Genomic DNA, 16,340 nt, shown 5'->3' with positions numbered 1-16,340 from the left:
TTTTAAGCCAGCAATTCCCGCATCATTCCCTCATACATCAATGACAATTTATCTAAGTCTTCGGCCTTAACGCATTCATCCACTTTATGGATGGTGGCATTTACGGGGCCGAGTTCGACTACCTGCGCGCCAGTGGGGGCGATAAAACGTCCATCAGAGGTGCCGCCAGCGGTCGATAAAATGGTGTCTTTGCCCGTCACTGCTTTGATGGCGTGTTGCGCCGCTTCCACCAGAGGACCTTCTGAGGTGAGGAAGGGTTGGCCGCTCAAATTCCAGTCAATGTGGTAATCCACCCCGTGGCTGTCGAGTATGGCGTGGGTGCGGTCTTTTAATATCTCAGCGGTGAGTTCGGTGGAAAAGCGGAAGTTAAAAACCACTTCCAGCTCGCCGGGAATCACATTGGTGGCGCCGGTGCCGCCATTGATATTGGAAATTTGAAAGGAGGTGGCGGGGAAGAAGTCATTGCCCTCGTCCCACTGCTCAGCGGCCAAGGCGGCCAGTGCAGGCGCAGCTTGGTGAATGGGGTTATTCGCCAAATGCGGGTAGGCGACATGGCCTTGAATACCTTTTACCGTCATGACTGCGCCTAATGAGCCGCGACGACCGTTTTTAATGACATCGCCAACGTGGTCGGTTGAGGAGGGCTCACCCACCAAGCACCAGGTGATTTTTTCATTTTGCTGTTCTAGCCACTCAACCACTTTTACGGTGCCGTTGATCGCGGGGCCTTCTTCGTCGCTGGTGATTAAAAAGGCGATGCGGCCGCTGTGGTCTGGGTGGGCGGCAACAAAGTTTTCACAGGCGGTAATCATCGCCGCGAGACTGCCCTTCATGTCGGCGGCGCCACGGCCCCGCAGCATGCCATCTTGAATAACGGCTTCAAAGGGTTGAGTTTGCCAATTTGCCGCTGGGCCGGTGGGCACCACGTCGGTATGACCTGCAAAACAGAATATTGGCCCGCTACTGCCGTGCACCGCCCAAAAATTGTCAACATCGCCGAAGCGCAGCGATTGGCACTCAAAGCCAATCGCGCTCAGGCGCGCCATCATAATGGTTTGGCAGTCGGCGTCGGCGGGCGTTACTGAGGGGCGTTCAATGAGTTCGCAGGCCAGTTGCAGGGTGGGGGAGAGCGCTGTCATAGGGTGTCGACTTCTGTGGCGTAAATAGGTGTTGCGGCGGGCGCAGATGTAAGTGGCGTATTCTAACAGAACTTTGCTGACTGACCGAATCACTCACTGGCGGGGGAATTGAGTGGAAATGTCATAGAGCCCATTTTCCGGCTTGGTTAAGATGGCTTATCTGGTCGCGCTTACGCCACGCGGCTGCAGTTTAGTCAGTGCACACAAATAACAGAGGAAGGCTTATGAGCATGGATTTGGATATTGCGGTTGGCGCCGCCGAATTTGACTTTGCCGATCAGGATATTCCCCAGCGGCTACGTCACTGGGCGCGAGTTAAGCCGGATCATCCATTTATGATTTGGGAACCGCGCTCCGGCGAGGACAAGCGCTGGACCTATAGCGCCTTTGATGCAGAGACGAGCCGGATTGCGGCGGGCTTGTATGCTAAAGGCGTACGCAAGCATGACAAAATCATGATTCACGCGGAGAATTGCCCGGAAATGGTTTTGGCATGGTATGCCTGTGCCAAAATCGGGGCTGTTGGTGTGACCACCAATACCCGCTCGGTGGGTGGCGAAATCGCCTACTTTGCAGGCCACACCGAAGCGGTGGGCGCAATTACGCAGCCCAAGTTTTATGAAGAAATAAAGGCCCACGCCAAAGCACTGAAGTGGATTGTGGTTACCGACGATAATTCCGGCGAGACGGCGGACGCGCCTAGTGGCGGTGATAAATTTGCCAGTCTGTATGGCGATGCGGCAAGCCTGCCGGCGCGTTCTGCAGAACCGATGTTACCTGCCGGCATTATGTTTACGTCGGGAACGACCTCGCTACCTAAGGCGGTGGTGCACACCCACGCCAATGCGCTGTGGTCGGGAACCATGGGTTCCAGCAGCATGGGAATGAATGGCGACAGCGTCTACCTCGGCTTTTTACCGTTCTTCCATGTTAACTGCCAAAGCTGGGCATTTTGGGGTTCGCTCGGGGTGGGCGGCACGGCAGTGTTGATGCCCAAGTTTTCTGCCAGCCGGTTTTGGGCAGTGATTGAGAAATACCAAGTATCTCACTGTTCGATGATTCCTTTTGTCTTTAAGGCGATTGGTATGGAGGCAGTGCCGGAGCAGCACAGCTTAAAGGTCATGCCAATGGGCATTATCTGGAAAGACATTGAAGGGTGGCTTAAGGCCAAGTCATTTGCCAGCTGGGGTATGACCGAAACCGTTACCCACGCAACGCGCTCTGATTTTGTCAGTGATTGGCCGCAGGGTTCTATTGGTAAGCCGACACCGGGCTATCACCTTGCGGTTGTGAATCCAGAGACTGGCGCGACCTGTAAAAAGGGCGAAATTGGCGAGCTGTGGGTGCAGGGTACACGGGGAGTGAACTTGTTTTTGGAATACTATAAAAACCCCGAGGCCATGGCCAAAGCGTTTACACCTAACGGCTGGTTTAAAACCGGCGATATGGTGCATGTCGGCGACGAGGGTAACTTCTATTTCAGCGATCGCGATAAAGACGCTTTAAAAGTGGGGGGCGAAAATGTCTCTGCGCGTCAGGTCGAAGAAGTATGTATGCAAGTGCCTGGTGGTGGTATTGGCGAAGTTGCGGTTGTTGCGAAAGCCCACGACATGTTAGACATGGTGCCGGTGGCGTTTGTTATTAAAGGTTGGGGGGCGCCAGAGGATAACGCGGTGTTCGCGCAAACCATTATCGACCACTGCAAGGCGAATTTGGCCGACTTTAAAGTGCCGCGCGCCGTGTATATTGTTGATGAATTTCCCCGTGCAACCTTAGATAAAGTGGCTAAAAACCTCTTGCGGGAAATGGCTGACGACATGCCTGCGGTGTAGTCTTAGATTTACGCCATTCTGAAAATAAAGGTCGCATTGCGGCCTTTATTTTTTTAAAGCTGTCATAAAACCATCCCTAAAATGTCATTTCTTCCCTATAGCATTCTCTTTGCCGCTGAGCAGGTGGCTTGTAGGCTTAATTGTTAAGGGGTTAAGGTATGGATCGTTATATAAAGCAACACGGCACCCATTCTAATCAATATCAGCAAAGCTTGAGAGCGGAGATCTCTCGGCAGGTCGATGAGTTTTTAAACGGCGGTGGGAAAATAGAGCAGCTAAACGGGCCACAGTTTCAGCCCCATCGCGCGGTTCGCATCAGTAACGCATTAATTACCGAAGCGGTATAAGGTTAAGTAGGATTGAATAATAAGAAAGCGCTGTTAAGCCCTGCCGATAGGTGGGCTTAGCCAGCGCCTTTTGCTGCCTCTGTGCTTCAAGACCTAGTTGTAGTGCCTTAAAAGATGAGCAGGCAAGCTCTGGTCGCCATAATGATTAGCGCGAGTGACGTTAAGAAAAACAGGCTGAAGCGCACCATAACTACGTTGCTTGTTGCATGAACAAGACTGTGCGCAATACGACCGCCAACATAAAACCATGCCAGTATTAGGTTAAAACCTTCTCCGGCGCCAAGCAGCGCCAAGACGATAGCGGTTGCATAGAAAATGGTCGGCTGTTCCATTAGGTGGTTGTAGTTGTCGGCCTTCCACTGAATATGGGGTGGCATTTGTTTGCCCAAATCACTGGTGCGCTGGCCAGCATCGCGACCCAATTTAAGCTTCGGGATTGCGGGCAGGCGGGTCACCGCCATCCAAATCATCATGACAAAGCTCCACATGACCAAAACCATAATGGGCGCGAGAATTGCCGAGGGTTCAAACATAGTGATTTCCTTTTTATTAAAGACACGAGTTTAGGTAAGCGGTATTGTCGCCTGAGTTACAGGTCAATAACAATATCGCGGCAACGACAGCTTGAGAAGTGGTATAAATATACTAAGCCCGTCACGGCTTGCTTAGTGAACCTTGCGCTCGCTAGCCGTGCCCTTGCGCTTGCCTTTGGGGCTGGCAAGTTCAAACTCGATCCAATTCATATTATTGCCGGGCAAATAGCCGACGCTGCGAAGTTTGTCGCGAATCAACTGTTTCAAGGCTAAGCCCTCGGGGCTGCTGCTTAGCGTCTTCAGGTCCGCATCGGCATCAAACACACAGCGCACGGTCAAGCTTTGCTGGATGTTACTGTAGTCCAGTTCGTGGCTGAGCCAGCGGAAATCGGCAAAGGTGCTTAAGGCTTCATCACAGGCTTGGGTTAATACCTCAATGATGTCGTTTTCAGCTTTCTTGTCTTTTTTGCGCATAGTACAGGTTAATCTTGGCGAGGATGGCCGCCCAGTATAGGGGAAATGCCGGTGGCGAGCTAAAATTCCAAGTGCAGACCGTAATAGCACTTAGTTCACTATTGGTGGTCTGAGCTGTGATAGCGATTTTTTCGACGTTTAATGAGGTTGGCTCATCATGAAAATAAAAGCGATGTTAGGCATTATTATGGCGTCTGGTTTGTTGCTGGCGACAACGCCAGCCATGGCCAAACAAGAGGGTAAGTCATTGCCACCGGGCTTACAGAAAAAAGTCGCGGAGGGCCGATCGCTGCCGCCAGGTTGGCAGAAGAAGTTAGCGGTGGGTCACCATTTGGATCGCGATATATACAGTCATGGCCATATAATCGAGCCAATCGATAATTACGGCTATGTCACCGTTGAAATCGAAGATCGGCGCCTGCGCTTGCTCGCGGCAACCTTAGAAATTATCGAAATATTGCACTAAGCGCCTAGGCACACGCAGCCGATTAAACGAGGTGGTATATGAATACTCACGGCAAACTCAATTATGTCGAACTAGCGGCGACGGATATCGAGGCCACCAAGGCCTTTTTTAGCAAAGCCTTTGGCTGGTCTTTTACCGACTACGGTGCAGATTATACCGCGTTTGCCGGTGAGGGCTTAGATGGTGGCTTTTACCGCGCGCCTCTATGTGCCAAAGCGGAAAACGGCAGTGCTTTGCTGGTATTTTACAGCGCGACCCTAGAAGAAACCCGCAACGAGGTGGTGCGGGCTGGTGGGATTATTCTAAAAGAAATTTACGACTTTCCCGGCGGTCGCCGTTTTCATTTTGCTGAACCCAGTGGCAATGAATTTGCGGTGTGGTCCGAGCCAGCCTAGCTTACGATGGCCTGAGGTGTTCAGGCCTTTTCGCCCACCCACTCGGTTTTGACTGCCTTTTTCGCATAGACTTCGTCGACCCATTCAGGGTGCTTGTACAAAATCCGTAAATCTTTATAACGCCACACATCCTGCGCCAATTCCACCCAGCCGTGAGTTTGTAAATACCAAGGGTTGTAGGGCTTAGCTGGCATGTGCGTAACACCGTATTTGATTACTCCGGCATCGGCCTCGTCGCGGAAGGTGTTGAATATTTTATCCCAGAAGATAAAAATGCCACCGAAGTTGCGATCGATCTGCTCGGGGTTACTGCCGTGGTGAACGCGGTGATGGGACGGGGTGTTCATGATTTTTTCGACAAAGCCCAATCGACCCACTTGCTCGGTGTGCAAAAAGAACTGATAGAGTAAGTTACCTTCAATCGCCAATAGCACCCAGTCCTTATCAAAGCCGACTAAGGCGGCGGGCAGCCACCACAATACCCAGGTGCCCGACAGGGCAAAGGTAAAGTTTTGGCGCAGTGCGGTCGAAAAGTTCATGTGCTCTGAGGAATGGTGGGTTATATGGCCGCTCCAAAACCAGCGCACCTTGTGCATCATGACGTGATTTACATAAAAGCAAAAATCGATAAACACAATGAGCGCCGCAATACTCAGTACCGACGCCTCGGGCTGCCACTGCAAGCCCCACTCGGAAACGCTTAGGTAAAAAGCCTGAATGAACAGCGCAATGGCAATACCGTCGACCACCTTATAGGACAGGCCCGCGGTCAAATTGGCCAGCGTCTCGCGGGGGTGGTAAACCCCGGTTTGGCCGGTTTTACGCACATAGAGGTATTCCGCGCCAATAATCGCGAGAAAGAGTGCCCCAAAGGCCGTGACAAAAAACAGGGCGTGGAGAACGTCTTGCATGAGAAAGCCTCGTTAATAAGCAAACAGCAGAGTACATGATCGCTGGAGTGTTAAGAATAGGCGGTCTTGACGGAAATAAATTGACTAAGCCAGACACCTTTTTGACATTTCCTGCCATTATGCCGATGATGTGGGCTATTCAGAGCAAATACTGGGAGTGCGACGGGTGGCGGCATTACAACTAGCAGAATTGCAGGTCAGCGGCGATTTGGCCGGTTTGCTTCGCGATTTTATACGCAGCGAAGGTGATATTCACTGCGAATTATATGCCCAGCTGCAAAGCTTTAGCCCCAGTAGTCGGATTAGCTTTGGTCAGTGGTGGGCTTTATTAGACCGCCTGCAACAGCGTTTTCCCCGTCGCCATATCGGCTTGGACTTAGGCCAGCGCGTGCAGCCCGCCCATTTGGGCATGTTGGGGTATTTGACCCTCGCCAGCGATACGGTAGCCGAGGCGCTACTGGAGTTTCAGCGCTATCAAGGCCTGCTGCACGACGGCGACAAGGCCAGCATTGAATTGCAGGGTGAACGCATGATCTTGAGTTGGAGCGCAAATTACGGGCCGTCTACCCGCTTGTCGGACGAGGTACTCGTCGGCGGATTACTGCGCTTTTTGCGGTTAATGACTGGCCGCCCCGACCTGCGCCCTCTGGCGGTGAATTTTACCTTTGCGCAGCCCGACGATTGCCAAGCCTATATCGACGTTTTTGGCGCGCCGGTGGGCTTTGCGCAAAGCTGTACGGCATTGGAATTTCCCACGGCGTATTTAGATTTGCCGGTAAGCAATAGCGACCCCGGCTTGAAATTACTATTAGAACGTCAGGCGCAAGCGGCGCTCGCCGTGCTGCCCGATAGCGAAGGGTTTATTCAAGGCCTGCGCAAAGCGCTGCTGCGGGCCATGCAAAGTGGTCGCGCCAATTCTGCGCAGGTCGCAGCGACCCTGAATATGTCGGAGCGCACCTTGTTTCGACGCCTTAGCGAGCAGGGTTTGAGCTTTAAGGTGATCTTGGCGCAAACCCGCACTCAGTTAGCGCAGGAGTATCTGCGGGATAAGCGGCTCACCTTAAGTGAAATAGCACTATTGTTAGGCTATTCAGAACAAAGCGCATTTAATCGCGCATTTAAGCGGGAAACCGGTTTGTCTCCGCGGCGTTATCAGCAGCAGATCTCGACTTAAGGTGCGTGCCCGGCATTAAACTGCTCGCGCAGTGCTTCGATGCGTGTGCGATTAACCTCAAAATCGTAGTAGCCAATGCGTGATGCGCTGCGTACATCGACGCGATTTTCATTTGGGCTATAGCGCAATTCAATGTCATCTTTGTAGCGCATAATTGCACTGTGACTCACCGCGTGGAGGTATTGGGCTTGGCGCTCGACGGCCTCGGTGCGGGGCATGGCTAATAGCGTTGCTTGCAGCCGCTGCCACTCCTGAGCTGAATTAATCGAAATGGCGGCAATGTGTTTACTGCCGGTTTCTAAGCTGGATACGCAGTGGGGGGCGCTGGGGCAGGGAGCGAATTGCGTGCTGGCCTTGCTTTTTATCGGGGCATTGCTACAGGCAGTTAGTGCGCTGACGCCGATGACTATTAAAAAACGAAACATATGCGCTCTCCGGTGCGCTCTTTAAAAGAGCCTTGCATAAGTGATTGAAGACCCAGTCTCTACGTAAATACAGTCATTTTAGAGCTTGGGTTCTCGCCCTCTTTTTTGTTTAGCAGCGGTTAATCAGTTGTACGTCAACATTGCTGGTGGCGTCAGAAAACCACACCGAGCCTTCGTCGATTGTGCACTGTAGTTTCATGGTGCGCTGAGCCATCGCGGTGAGCACAGCGGAGTCTTCTGGGTTCACTTCAATGACCCGAACATTGCCGTAACGACTGATTTTCGCGCCGTGTTCGTCCCACCACATTTGTGCCGTGCGACCGCCGTAAATTAACAGTACAACTTGTTTGGCAATGCCGCGCGCCTTGCGCATGCGTTTTTCGCTGGGGAGGCCGAGTTCGATCCACAGGTCTATTTCGCCGGTAAGCGACTTAAGCCATAAATCGGGTTCGTCGTCAGTGCTCAGGCCCTTGGTAAACTCAAGATACTCATCGGCATAAAGCGCAAAGGCGAGAATTCGCAGCATCATGCGTTCATCGGTCTCTGAGGGGTGGCGTGCCACCGTAAACTGATGGGTTTGATAATAGTGCCGACGAATATCACTGACATCGAGGGTGGTTTTGAACAGCGTGGCATTTAAGGCCATGGGCTAACTCGCGGTATTTCAGGAGGCCTTATTCTACGCTGATTTGCGCTTAAAAGGCGGCTAAACCAATAATTACCAGGGCATAACGCACGCCTTTGCCAATGCCAACCAAGATGAAAAAAGCGGGGGCGGGCACCTTCATCATACCGCCAACCACGGTGAGGGCGTCCCCGCCAATGGGCATCCACGACATGAGTAAGGTCCATTGGCCGTAGCGGGTAAACCAGTTTTGGGCGCGCTGGATGTCTGCCTTGCGGGCCGGAAACCACCGCCGGTCAGCGTATTGCACAAGTTTTGCGCCCATCCACCAATTCACGCCGGCGCCCAAGGTATTGCCGGTGGTGGCGGCCAGCCATAGCCAGCCGGGGTGCAGGCCTTCGCGCAACTGGCTTACCAATAAAATCTCAGAGTAAAAGGGCAGCAGGGTGGCGGCGCCAAAGGCAACCGTAAACAAGAGTAGATAAGAGGAAATCACAGGCGGGCACTCGCAACCAGATGCCGGAATAAATGTAATTGCCGCGCTTGAAAAGGCAGGTATTCTGGGTGCCACTGGACACCGATACGGCAGCGGTGTTCGGGGTCTTCTACGGCTTGTACGATAAAATCTGAATCACGGCCTGCAATCTGCAGGCCCTCGCCAAGATCTTTAATGGCTTGGTGGTGAAGGCTATTTATTTTGCATTGCTCTTTGCCAAGAATATCGAAAAGCTTGCTATAGGTTTCTACGTGTAGAGTTTTACGCGGTAGCAACATGCGTTTGTTTGAGGTTAGGCGGCGCATCTCTCCTAAATCGATATGCAGGGTGCCACCGAGCACCACGTTCATTAATTGCGCGCCGCGACAGATGCCGAGTATTGGCAAATTTCGGCTCAGACTAAGTTCTAAGGCAATCATTTCAAAACGATCGCGCTCGCGGTTAATCGGCGCAATTTCCGGCGCGTCTGGCATATAGAGGCGCTGATCAATGTCGTCGCCGCCACTGATAATGATACCGTCCAGACTTTTGGGTATGGCGCTGTGGCTTGGTGTGAGGCGGTAGGCCTCAGCGCCACAGCGCTGTAGCGCCAAGCGAATAAACCACCATGCCAGCGGCAGGCGCGTGTCGTCGCCGGTAACGCCAATTAATGGTCGACTCACAGTAGCTCCGGTATTAACCATTGGCTAACGCTGTGCGACCAATTGGTGAATAAATTGGCGGTTGGGTTATCTAAATAATTGCGGTAAGCCCGACACACCGTTTCGAGACGGGCTTTGTCCATGGCCAAATTGTCCACTTGCAGCCAGTCGCGGTAGGGGTGAATTAAACCCCATTGCGGATCGTCAATTAAGCTATTAGGCAGGCGATAGTGCAGGGTCGGCCGGGCTTTCACGCGGTCGTCATCCACTTTGGCGCGCAGCCGTGGCTCGTCGATATGGGCGAACAATGGCAGCATATCTAAGGCGCGGTTGCGGGTAGGGTTAAACTCCAAGTAATCGTCAATCAGCTCTTCGATAGTGGGTTCATAGCTGGGTTTGAGAATCTTGCGTATATAGTCTTTGCCAAAAGGGTCAACATAGGAAGTTAAGCGGCGACTGAAGTCGACATCGCACCGCATTTTTAGCCACTCGTACAGACATAAAAAGGCGCGCAAATAATTGAGAATAGTGGCGGCTTCACAATCTGGCATCTCGGGGTTGAGCTGCAGGCCAAAGGCGTTTTTGGCCGAGGCGTGGGTGCCTTGGGCATCGCTATTGCGCAGCGTTAGAAAAAGGTCTTCTAGCTGCCATAAATCCGTCATGTCGATGGGTGGCGCAACAACTTCAAAGGGCACCAACTGTTTGGCGATAGCGCCCACAATGGCTTCGGCCAATTCTTCAAGGTCGTTGCTGTCGGCAGATTCATGACGCTCGCGGCTGATGCGCTTGATGTATGAAAAATCTAGCTCAACACCAAATTGGCCCAGCGACGTCTCCACAACATTGATCTCGTAGTCAGAGAGAGGTTCGGCGCGGCCACCGTATTGATTAATAATGCTGTCGACAATGGCGTCTATTTCCATGCCGGTAAATTCAATTTCCACCCCGAGTCGGCGCACATCACCGGTATGGGTATGCAATTGTATCGGCAGTGGCCAAAGTTGCTTGCGATAGGCATCTAAGGGCTTAGTCATCGGTATTTCCTATAATATGGGCGATGGGGAGCAGGCGCTCTGTGTGCTGGCAAACCACTTGGAACAGCGTGAGGAGTGGCACTGCCAGCAATACGCCAGGTGCCCCCCACAGCCAGCCCCAGAAAAAAATCCACAGAAACACCACAATCGGATTGAGGCTGAAGCGGAAGCCGTGTACGAAGGGGTCGACAAACTGGCCAATGCCAGCGGTAAACAGCCCATAACTTACTGGTACTACGATCATGGCGGCGGCGGTCGGGTAGCTCACCGCGCTTACTATGCTCAGCAGAATCAAGGTCATACTGACCCCAAGATAGGGGATGTAGCGCAACAATGCCGCTACTGCGCCCCATAGCGCGGGGTCAGGAAAATCTAAGACATATAATGCAAGTGCCGTTATACAGCCGACTGAAACATTGACGGCGGTAATCGTCATTAAATAGCGGGACATCTGAGTTTGGGCGCGCTCGGCTATTCGGGTGACCACGGCTTTGTCGCGCTGTGTGGGTAGGCTATGAATAAAACGCCGCATTAAAGCTTCCCCAGACGTTAGTAGGAAGAATAAGAGAATAATACTCAGCGTACCGTAAACCCCAAAATTCTTCGCGGTTTCGCCCAGCTCCGAGCGCCAGCCCGCATCGCTAATCACCACCTTGGTTAATCCGGGATTGCCGGGGGTGGTACTGAGCTCTTCGGCGAGCGAGTCGATACTGCGGGTGGCGGCATCAACGTCGGGACTGTCGGCATTGACGCTGCTCAGCTGCTCACGAACAATTTCAACCGCCTCCGGCACACGTTGTAGCCACTCGCTTGCGGGTTTGGCTAGGGCGTAAACACCAGCACCGGCTATGCCTAGGCAAACGCCCATCACCAGCAGCGCCGCGAGGCTGCGCGGTAGGCGCAAGGCTTGTAAGCGACTTACGACGGGGCTTAATAACAGCGAAAAAATGAGCGCCAAGGTAATTGGCAGCATGACGTCTCTGGCCACCTGTAGGGTGTAGAGTATGGCCAGAATAGCAATGATTTTAAGCGGCCAATTAGCCGATTTTTGGGGCATGGTTTCCACGGGAGGTTTATTCCCTAGCGTTGATTAATGCATTTATTGGTGAAGTTAGCGTGGGTCGCGAGGACCGGCAAACCACCAGATAGCTAGGCCGAGCACAGGTAAAAACAGGATTAAGACAATCCATAATAACTTGGTGGCGGAGCTTTCCTTACTTTGCACAATATTGAGAATGGCCCAAATATCGGCGATAAAAATAAGAAATCCGAGTACACCCGTAATCTGAAGTTCCATGTTTTTCCCCGTTTAAAACCTAAAAATTGTCGCTGAGAGATGAATAATAGCAGATGGTGACAACGCAAGCTTAGAGCCACTTTGCCGCTAGGAGTTCACTGATTCTTAATCAACGCCGCCACGAGTAGGGCAAATCACATTGGCAAAAAGTGGTCATCACACTGTCGCTACAAGGTATAGCAGCTTTGTTAAAAATGTGCGTTCAGAAGAAATTAGCTTAAATTTGCCATAGCGAGAGGCCGATTTTCCCCGCGCTATGTTATAGGGATGTAGTCGCCGCTAAGCGACGCAGACTATGTTTGGTGCCTGCCTATAGTCCGTGTTGCGTCTGAATTATTTTTTTGGAGCCTGCAGGCAGACTGAAGGCTACGCCGTCTTCGCCAATGGTGTAATTTTTAAATATTTTTTCTGCGCCATTAAGGTAAAGCGCTTTTTGTCCAGGAATCACCAGCGGCGGCACAATATGGTAATACACTAAGTGGCCAACGTTCGCATCTCGCGCAGTTTCTGCGGCTTCGACGGGGCTGGCGTGATAATTCAAGATGTCATGTGTTATATGCTCCATAACGGTATTGCCGGTCTTATGAGCCACCTCGTTCATCATGGTAACCAAATTGGGCGCCAGTGCTTCGTGCAGGAGCAGGTCGATGTTCTTCGCAAATTTTGCAATGTTTGCTGATTTTACCGTGTCGCCGCTAATCAGCAGTGTGCGTCCTTTATAGCTAAAGCGGTAAGCAACCGCCGGATCAATTGGGGCGTGGTTAACGGCCAAGGCTTCAATGGTCAAATTTTCATCTGCAAGCAGCACAGTAAGCTCACCTTGCGCTGGTTTGCTAAATCCCTGCGCCACCAGCCCAGCGCCGCTCATTGGCGCGACGACGTCGCCGTGGTGGGCGTGGCGGTAAAGGGCATCTTGGCCGTAGCTGAGGTTGAAACCGTCGACAACATTGTCGACCCCATCGGGACCATAAACGCGCAGTGGCGATGCGTTTGCGCCGCTCGCCCAGCGCAGCGTACCCATTTCACCTAAGCCGTCGATGTGATCGGAGTGAAAGTGAGTGAGGAAAACCGCTTCAAGCTGGTTAATCGGGTAGCCCATGCGCGCAATGTTTCTAACGCCATCGGTGCCCGCATCAACAACAAACATGCGCTCGCCAGCAATAACGAGTACGCAGGGGCCAGACGCATTGGGCGCTGGCATCGGTCCGCCGGCGCCGCAAAGCGCAAGGTGCAGGCCGTCGTTGAGTTCAGCTAGGGTATTGGCCGACATGCGCGCCGTCATGCCTTTTTCGAGAATCAGGTTGCTGAGGCCCGACGGCATGCAGCCAGTAAGAACGCAAAGGAACAGCAGGCTTATCAATTTATTGTATTTTTTCATTACCTATTCCGGCATCAATTGGCGTTTATTAATATTAGAATGCTTATATTGGCATTGTGAGTGTCAATACTTGCGGGTAACATGTCATTTGTAAAGAAAAGAGTCAATGGCCGATTTACGTGGTGTATTAAAAATCGCTTTTTGAATAAATAATAATGATTGTCGCGCTATAAAGTGACGATGGACGAAAGAGGTCGACCATGTCTGAAAATTTTAAAAATCAAGGCGGCGTATCAAGCTCTGAACCGAGCCGATTATATCGCTGGCTGACCTCAACACTGTTTATGTCGCGACTCGCGAGTTTGCGCTACCAAGCTAAACTGCGCGCTAAATTTGAGCGCCGTCGTCTTAGCGCTGGCTCTCCACATATTGTGGAGTACTTTCATCAAGTTGATGATGGCTACAGCCACCTCAGCGCGCAGTTATTGTCGGCAATCAGTAAGCGCTACGACGTGGCGTTGGTCTGCCATTTGGTATCCGCGTCACAAGACGCAAACGCCCCCGAGCCCCAATTGCTGAGTGACCTTGCTCGGCAAGATGCCATTCAGATTGCGCCACACTACGGTTTGCATTTCCCCAATGGCAACACCCAGCCGCCTAAGGCGCTTGTGGATCAAGCACAGGCGATACTGGCTAAGCAAACTGCTCAGGGATTTATTGATTGCCTCGCTGACGTGAGCACAGCGCTATGGAATCACGATCAGACGACGCTGGCCGCGCTTGCTGAGCGTTTGGGTGCTGCTAACCATAGTGACACCGCGGCGCGTATTCAGCAGGGTAATGCGCAACGCGCTGTGCTCGGTCATTATTCGGGCGCGATGTTTTACTATGGCAAGGAGTGGTATTGGGGCGTTGACCGTCTTTACCATTTAGAAGCCCGACTGGCGGCGCTCGGCGTCGATAAGCAGCCAAATGCCGCGCCGTTAGCACCACGTAAAGCGGTAGAAATCGGTGAGCTAAAAGATAATGGCTCGCTAACCTTTGAAATTTATCCCTCCTTGCGTAGCCCTTATACCGCCATCATCTTTGATCGGGCACTAAAACTGGCCGCAGACTGTGGCGTTAAGCTTGTAGTGCGGCCGGTATTGCCAATGGTCATGCGCGGTGTTCCGGCAACGCGGGTCAAGGGGGCTTATATTATGACCGATTGCGGTCGTGAGGCGCGGGCGAGCGGCGTGCCATTCGGTCCTATTTACGACCCTATTGGAGACCCAGTGCGGCGCTGTTATGCAATCTATCCCTGGGCGTGTGAGCAGGGTAAGGGCAATGCTCTGTTATCCAGCTTTTTGCGTTTGGCGTTTGCAGAAGGGGTGAATACTAATAAATTGAGTGGTTTGCAGGAGGTTGTTGAGCAGGCGGGATTGGACTGGCAGGTGGCTAAGGAGCAATTGGCGGATACGCGCTGGGAAGCGATGGTCGAACAAAATCGACTGGCTATGTACGACGCTGGTTTATGGGGCGTGCCGAGTTTTCGTTTGTTAGATAAGAACGGTAATCAAGTGTTGGCGCTGTGGGGTCAAGATCGCCTTTGGTTATTTAGCCGCGAAATTCAGCGTTTGCTTAAGGCTGGCTGAGTTTCGCCGCGCTTGTCACAGCGCGGCGAATCCCTTGCTTGTTTAAAGTGTTAGACCACCGTCGACAACAATGCACTCGCCCGTGGTATAGCTGCTGGCGTTGGACGCCAAATACAGCACGGTGCCGGCCATTTCCTGTGGTTCGGCGTGGCGACGCATGGGGATTTTTTCCATTGCGGCTTCGTATATTTTATCGTGAGTAAAAAGTGCGCTGGCGAATTTTGTTTTTGTTAAACCAGGCAATATCGCGTTGCAGCGGATATTGTGTTTTGCACATTCTTTGGCAAAGGTCTTGGTCATATTGACCACGGCGGCCTTGGTAATAGAGTAAATGCCCTGCATATCACCAGGCTGTAGCGCGTTGACTGAGGCGGTGTTAATAATGACGCCACCGCCGTTGTCGCGCATGATTTTGCCGCCTTCGACGCTCATAAAGAAATAGCCGCGTATATTTACGTCTACCGTTTTATTGTAAGCCGCCAAGTCGGTATCGAGCACGTCGCCGAAGTAGGGGTTGGCGGCAGCGTTATTCACTAGGATATCGAGCTTGCCGTGTTGCTTACGAATTGTTTGAAAAATATCGGCAATTTGTTCCATATCACCAACGTGGCAGGCCAAGGCTTCAGCGCTGTGGCCAGCGGCAATAATGCTATTGGCGACAGTGTGGCAGTCGTCAATTTTGCGGCTAGAGACAATAACATGGGCCCCTTGCTCGGCCAAAAGTCGGGCAATGGCTTCGCCGATGCCACGGCTTGCGCCGGTAACCAGCGCCACTTTTCCAGTTAAATCAAACAGATTAGTGCTCATATATATGATCCTTGTTTTGCGAATAGGGCTTACACCTTACGACCAAATATTGCAGTCGAGGTGTTTAAGCGCTTTGGGTCAGGTTTAGCAGCAGGCCGTTAATTATCTCTATACAGGTTTTGACGCTTAGGCCCTGATGTTCTCGAAGCCGGTGCCACATTTCAAAAGAGGCAATAGCATCTATGGCTTCGCGTTGTGACGAGGCAATGGTCTTGAGTTCCGGTAGCCAATTATCAAGATCTTTGCGCAGGCCTTTTTGCACGCGGGCGTAGTTTTGCTGCAATACTTCAAGGCGCCAGCGCTGGGCAGTCGTCGCTAAGATTATATTGTAGTTTTGCTCGTAGACGTCGGCGTGACGCTCCACTGCATGCAGAATGCGCTCCTCAAGTGTGCCGCTGCGGTCGGCGTCGAGCATGGCCGCTTCGTATTGCCCGCGAATACTTTCATCAACCGCTTGAGCGAGGGCGCCCATGTCTTCAAAGTGGCGAAAAAAGGTGCGAATGCCGACGTTGGCACGGTCGGTAATTTGTTGAGCCGTCGCGATGAGTACGCCTTCTTCGATTAATTCGAGGGCGGCATTAATGATGGCGCTGCGGCTGCGCTCGGTGCGTTGACGGCGGCCATCACTTTCTACTGGTGTTGCGTCTTTAGGCATAATTAATCGCTTAGCGAGTATGATTGTTGGAGCCGCGATAGGCGCAATGAGACGCTGTATTGCAACGCTGGCTTTGAATTTAGGGCATTGTAACTAGTGACATTGTTACTGTCTATTTGACTGGGGTACGACACTAA

General features: G+C 52.1%; 20 protein-coding genes. 6 read left to right on the top strand and 14 right to left on the bottom strand.

The window, feature by feature from the left end; translation table 11 throughout:
* Positions 1–2: 2 nt before the first annotated feature.
* On the bottom strand, positions 3–1,139 hold the full coding sequence (gene dapE / locus HNQ57_RS02260; RefSeq protein WP_184460985.1) for a succinyl-diaminopimelate desuccinylase: 1,137 nt from the start codon (positions 1,137–1,139) through the stop codon (positions 3–5).
* A 224-nt stretch (positions 1,140–1,363) separates the two neighbouring features.
* Between dapE and HNQ57_RS02255 the strand changes: the two genes are divergently transcribed.
* Together HNQ57_RS02255 and HNQ57_RS02250 are read left to right on the top strand one after the other, a co-directional pair.
* The gene (locus tag HNQ57_RS02255; RefSeq protein ID WP_184460984.1) at positions 1,364–2,971 is read left to right on the top strand and encodes a class I adenylate-forming enzyme family protein; all 1,608 of its coding nucleotides are present in this window, start codon (positions 1,364–1,366) and stop codon (positions 2,969–2,971) included.
* A gap of 158 nt (positions 2,972–3,129) precedes the next feature.
* Complete coding sequence (locus tag HNQ57_RS02250; RefSeq protein WP_008248792.1) at positions 3,130–3,318, top strand: hypothetical protein; 189 nt, start codon at positions 3,130–3,132, stop codon at positions 3,316–3,318.
* A gap of 107 nt (positions 3,319–3,425) precedes the next feature.
* On the opposite strand, the gene HNQ57_RS02245 is transcribed toward HNQ57_RS02250, so the two are convergent.
* A complete protein-coding gene (locus HNQ57_RS02245; protein ID WP_184460983.1) occupies positions 3,426–3,851 on the bottom strand; it encodes an MAPEG family protein in 426 nt (141 codons plus the stop codon).
* A 132-nt stretch (positions 3,852–3,983) separates the two neighbouring features.
* Positions 3,984–4,325, bottom strand: a complete 342-nt coding sequence (locus HNQ57_RS02240) for a Fis family transcriptional regulator (RefSeq protein ID WP_184460982.1) — start codon at positions 4,323–4,325, stop codon at positions 3,984–3,986.
* A 157-nt stretch (positions 4,326–4,482) separates the two neighbouring features.
* Between HNQ57_RS02240 and HNQ57_RS02235 the strand changes: the two genes are divergently transcribed.
* Both HNQ57_RS02235 and HNQ57_RS02230 read left to right on the top strand, forming a co-directional pair.
* Positions 4,483–4,791 carry a hypothetical protein gene (locus tag HNQ57_RS02235; RefSeq protein WP_184460981.1) on the top strand — a complete coding sequence of 103 codons (309 nt, stop codon included), beginning with the start codon at positions 4,483–4,485 and terminating at the stop codon, positions 4,789–4,791.
* Positions 4,792–4,829: 38 nt separating this feature from the next.
* Positions 4,830–5,186: a VOC family protein gene (locus tag HNQ57_RS02230; RefSeq protein WP_184460980.1), complete on the top strand. Its 357-nt coding sequence runs from the start codon at positions 4,830–4,832 to the stop codon at positions 5,184–5,186.
* A 20-nt stretch (positions 5,187–5,206) separates the two neighbouring features.
* Here HNQ57_RS02230 and HNQ57_RS02225 read toward each other — a convergent pair whose 3' ends face one another.
* Positions 5,207–6,097 carry a sterol desaturase family protein gene (locus tag HNQ57_RS02225; protein ID WP_184460979.1) on the bottom strand — a complete coding sequence of 297 codons (891 nt, stop codon included), beginning with the start codon at positions 6,095–6,097 and terminating at the stop codon, positions 5,207–5,209.
* Positions 6,098–6,263: 166 nt separating this feature from the next.
* Here HNQ57_RS02225 and HNQ57_RS02220 point away from each other — a divergent pair, with 166 nt between their 5' ends.
* On the top strand, positions 6,264–7,271 hold the full coding sequence (locus HNQ57_RS02220) for an AraC family transcriptional regulator (RefSeq protein WP_184460978.1): 1,008 nt from the start codon (positions 6,264–6,266) through the stop codon (positions 7,269–7,271).
* Here the strand turns inward: HNQ57_RS02220 and HNQ57_RS02215 are convergent.
* From HNQ57_RS02215 to HNQ57_RS02180, 8 genes are all read right to left on the bottom strand, one after another.
* Positions 7,268–7,696 (bottom strand): DUF1499 domain-containing protein, encoded by a 429-nt coding sequence (locus HNQ57_RS02215; protein WP_184460977.1) that lies wholly within the window; start codon positions 7,694–7,696, stop codon positions 7,268–7,270. The two genes, HNQ57_RS02220 and HNQ57_RS02215, sit on opposite strands and share 4 nt — an antisense overlap.
* Positions 7,697–7,805: 109 nt before the next feature.
* Positions 7,806–8,342 carry a YaeQ family protein gene (locus HNQ57_RS02210; protein ID WP_184460976.1) on the bottom strand — a complete coding sequence of 179 codons (537 nt, stop codon included), beginning with the start codon at positions 8,340–8,342 and terminating at the stop codon, positions 7,806–7,808.
* A gap of 49 nt (positions 8,343–8,391) precedes the next feature.
* The gene (locus HNQ57_RS02205; protein ID WP_184460975.1) at positions 8,392–8,817 is read right to left on the bottom strand and encodes a YqaA family protein; all 426 of its coding nucleotides are present in this window, start codon (positions 8,815–8,817) and stop codon (positions 8,392–8,394) included.
* Complete coding sequence (locus HNQ57_RS02200; protein WP_221301537.1) at positions 8,814–9,479, bottom strand: gamma-glutamyl-gamma-aminobutyrate hydrolase family protein; 666 nt, start codon at positions 9,477–9,479, stop codon at positions 8,814–8,816. Before HNQ57_RS02200 ends, HNQ57_RS02205 begins: the two co-directional genes overlap by 4 nt.
* A complete protein-coding gene (locus tag HNQ57_RS02195) occupies positions 9,476–10,492 on the bottom strand; it encodes an amidoligase family protein (RefSeq protein WP_184460973.1) in 1,017 nt (338 codons plus the stop codon). The genes HNQ57_RS02200 and HNQ57_RS02195 overlap by 4 nt, the downstream gene beginning before the upstream one ends.
* Positions 10,485–11,549, bottom strand: coding sequence for an AI-2E family transporter (locus tag HNQ57_RS02190; RefSeq protein WP_226968271.1), 1,065 nt, complete (start codon positions 11,547–11,549; stop codon positions 10,485–10,487). Before HNQ57_RS02190 ends, HNQ57_RS02195 begins: the two co-directional genes overlap by 8 nt.
* Before the next feature lie 54 nt (positions 11,550–11,603).
* Complete coding sequence (locus HNQ57_RS02185) at positions 11,604–11,789, bottom strand: PLD nuclease N-terminal domain-containing protein (RefSeq protein WP_184460971.1); 186 nt, start codon at positions 11,787–11,789, stop codon at positions 11,604–11,606.
* Between the two features lie 310 nt (positions 11,790–12,099).
* Positions 12,100–13,167 carry an MBL fold metallo-hydrolase gene (locus tag HNQ57_RS02180; RefSeq protein WP_184460970.1) on the bottom strand — a complete coding sequence of 356 codons (1,068 nt, stop codon included), beginning with the start codon at positions 13,165–13,167 and terminating at the stop codon, positions 12,100–12,102.
* Between the two features lie 200 nt (positions 13,168–13,367).
* On the opposite strand from HNQ57_RS02180, the gene HNQ57_RS02175 reads away from it, so the two are divergent.
* Positions 13,368–14,741: a DsbA family protein gene (locus tag HNQ57_RS02175; RefSeq protein WP_184460969.1), complete on the top strand. Its 1,374-nt coding sequence runs from the start codon at positions 13,368–13,370 to the stop codon at positions 14,739–14,741.
* 42 nt (positions 14,742–14,783) lie between these two features.
* Here the strand turns inward: HNQ57_RS02175 and HNQ57_RS02170 are convergent, their stop codons facing one another.
* Together HNQ57_RS02170 and HNQ57_RS02165 are read right to left on the bottom strand one after the other, a co-directional pair.
* Positions 14,784–15,548, bottom strand: a complete 765-nt coding sequence (locus HNQ57_RS02170) for an SDR family oxidoreductase (protein ID WP_008248817.1) — start codon at positions 15,546–15,548, stop codon at positions 14,784–14,786.
* A 64-nt stretch (positions 15,549–15,612) separates the two neighbouring features.
* Complete coding sequence (locus tag HNQ57_RS02165) at positions 15,613–16,203, bottom strand: TetR/AcrR family transcriptional regulator (protein ID WP_184460968.1); 591 nt, start codon at positions 16,201–16,203, stop codon at positions 15,613–15,615.
* Positions 16,204–16,340 lie beyond the last annotated feature (137 nt).

Source organism: Zhongshania antarctica (genome assembly GCF_014202945.1).
GTDB classification, from domain to species: domain Bacteria; phylum Pseudomonadota; class Gammaproteobacteria; order Pseudomonadales; family Spongiibacteraceae; genus Spongiibacter; species Spongiibacter antarcticus.
This window is presented reverse-complemented; position numbering and strand designations above follow the sequence as displayed.

What these genes read in the sequence shown, in the direction of transcription:
- dapE (WP_184460985.1), bottom strand. Translation starts at nt 1,139, where the DNA reads ATGACAGCGCTCTCCCCCACCCTGCAACTGGCCTGCGAACTCATTGAA.
- HNQ57_RS02255 (WP_184460984.1), top strand. Translation starts at nt 1,364, where the DNA reads ATGAGCATGGATTTGGATATTGCGGTTGGCGCCGCCGAATTTGACTTT.
- HNQ57_RS02250 (WP_008248792.1), top strand. Translation starts at nt 3,130, where the DNA reads ATGGATCGTTATATAAAGCAACACGGCACCCATTCTAATCAATATCAG.
- HNQ57_RS02245 (WP_184460983.1), bottom strand. Translation starts at nt 3,851, where the DNA reads ATGTTTGAACCCTCGGCAATTCTCGCGCCCATTATGGTTTTGGTCATG.
- HNQ57_RS02240 (WP_184460982.1), bottom strand. Translation starts at nt 4,325, where the DNA reads ATGCGCAAAAAAGACAAGAAAGCTGAAAACGACATCATTGAGGTATTA.
- HNQ57_RS02235 (WP_184460981.1), top strand. Translation starts at nt 4,483, where the DNA reads ATGAAAATAAAAGCGATGTTAGGCATTATTATGGCGTCTGGTTTGTTG.
- HNQ57_RS02230 (WP_184460980.1), top strand. Translation starts at nt 4,830, where the DNA reads ATGAATACTCACGGCAAACTCAATTATGTCGAACTAGCGGCGACGGAT.
- HNQ57_RS02225 (WP_184460979.1), bottom strand. Translation starts at nt 6,097, where the DNA reads ATGCAAGACGTTCTCCACGCCCTGTTTTTTGTCACGGCCTTTGGGGCA.
- HNQ57_RS02215 (WP_184460977.1), bottom strand. Translation starts at nt 7,696, where the DNA reads ATGTTTCGTTTTTTAATAGTCATCGGCGTCAGCGCACTAACTGCCTGT.
- HNQ57_RS02210 (WP_184460976.1), bottom strand. Translation starts at nt 8,342, where the DNA reads ATGGCCTTAAATGCCACGCTGTTCAAAACCACCCTCGATGTCAGTGAT.
- HNQ57_RS02195 (WP_184460973.1), bottom strand. Translation starts at nt 10,492, where the DNA reads ATGACTAAGCCCTTAGATGCCTATCGCAAGCAACTTTGGCCACTGCCG.
- HNQ57_RS02190 (WP_226968271.1), bottom strand. Translation starts at nt 11,549, where the DNA reads ATGCCCCAAAAATCGGCTAATTGGCCGCTTAAAATCATTGCTATTCTG.
- HNQ57_RS02185 (WP_184460971.1), bottom strand. Translation starts at nt 11,789, where the DNA reads ATGGAACTTCAGATTACGGGTGTACTCGGATTTCTTATTTTTATCGCC.
- HNQ57_RS02180 (WP_184460970.1), bottom strand. Translation starts at nt 13,167, where the DNA reads ATGAAAAAATACAATAAATTGATAAGCCTGCTGTTCCTTTGCGTTCTT.
- HNQ57_RS02175 (WP_184460969.1), top strand. Translation starts at nt 13,368, where the DNA reads ATGTCTGAAAATTTTAAAAATCAAGGCGGCGTATCAAGCTCTGAACCG.
- HNQ57_RS02170 (WP_008248817.1), bottom strand. Translation starts at nt 15,548, where the DNA reads ATGAGCACTAATCTGTTTGATTTAACTGGAAAAGTGGCGCTGGTTACC.
- HNQ57_RS02165 (WP_184460968.1), bottom strand. Translation starts at nt 16,203, where the DNA reads ATGCCTAAAGACGCAACACCAGTAGAAAGTGATGGCCGCCGTCAACGC.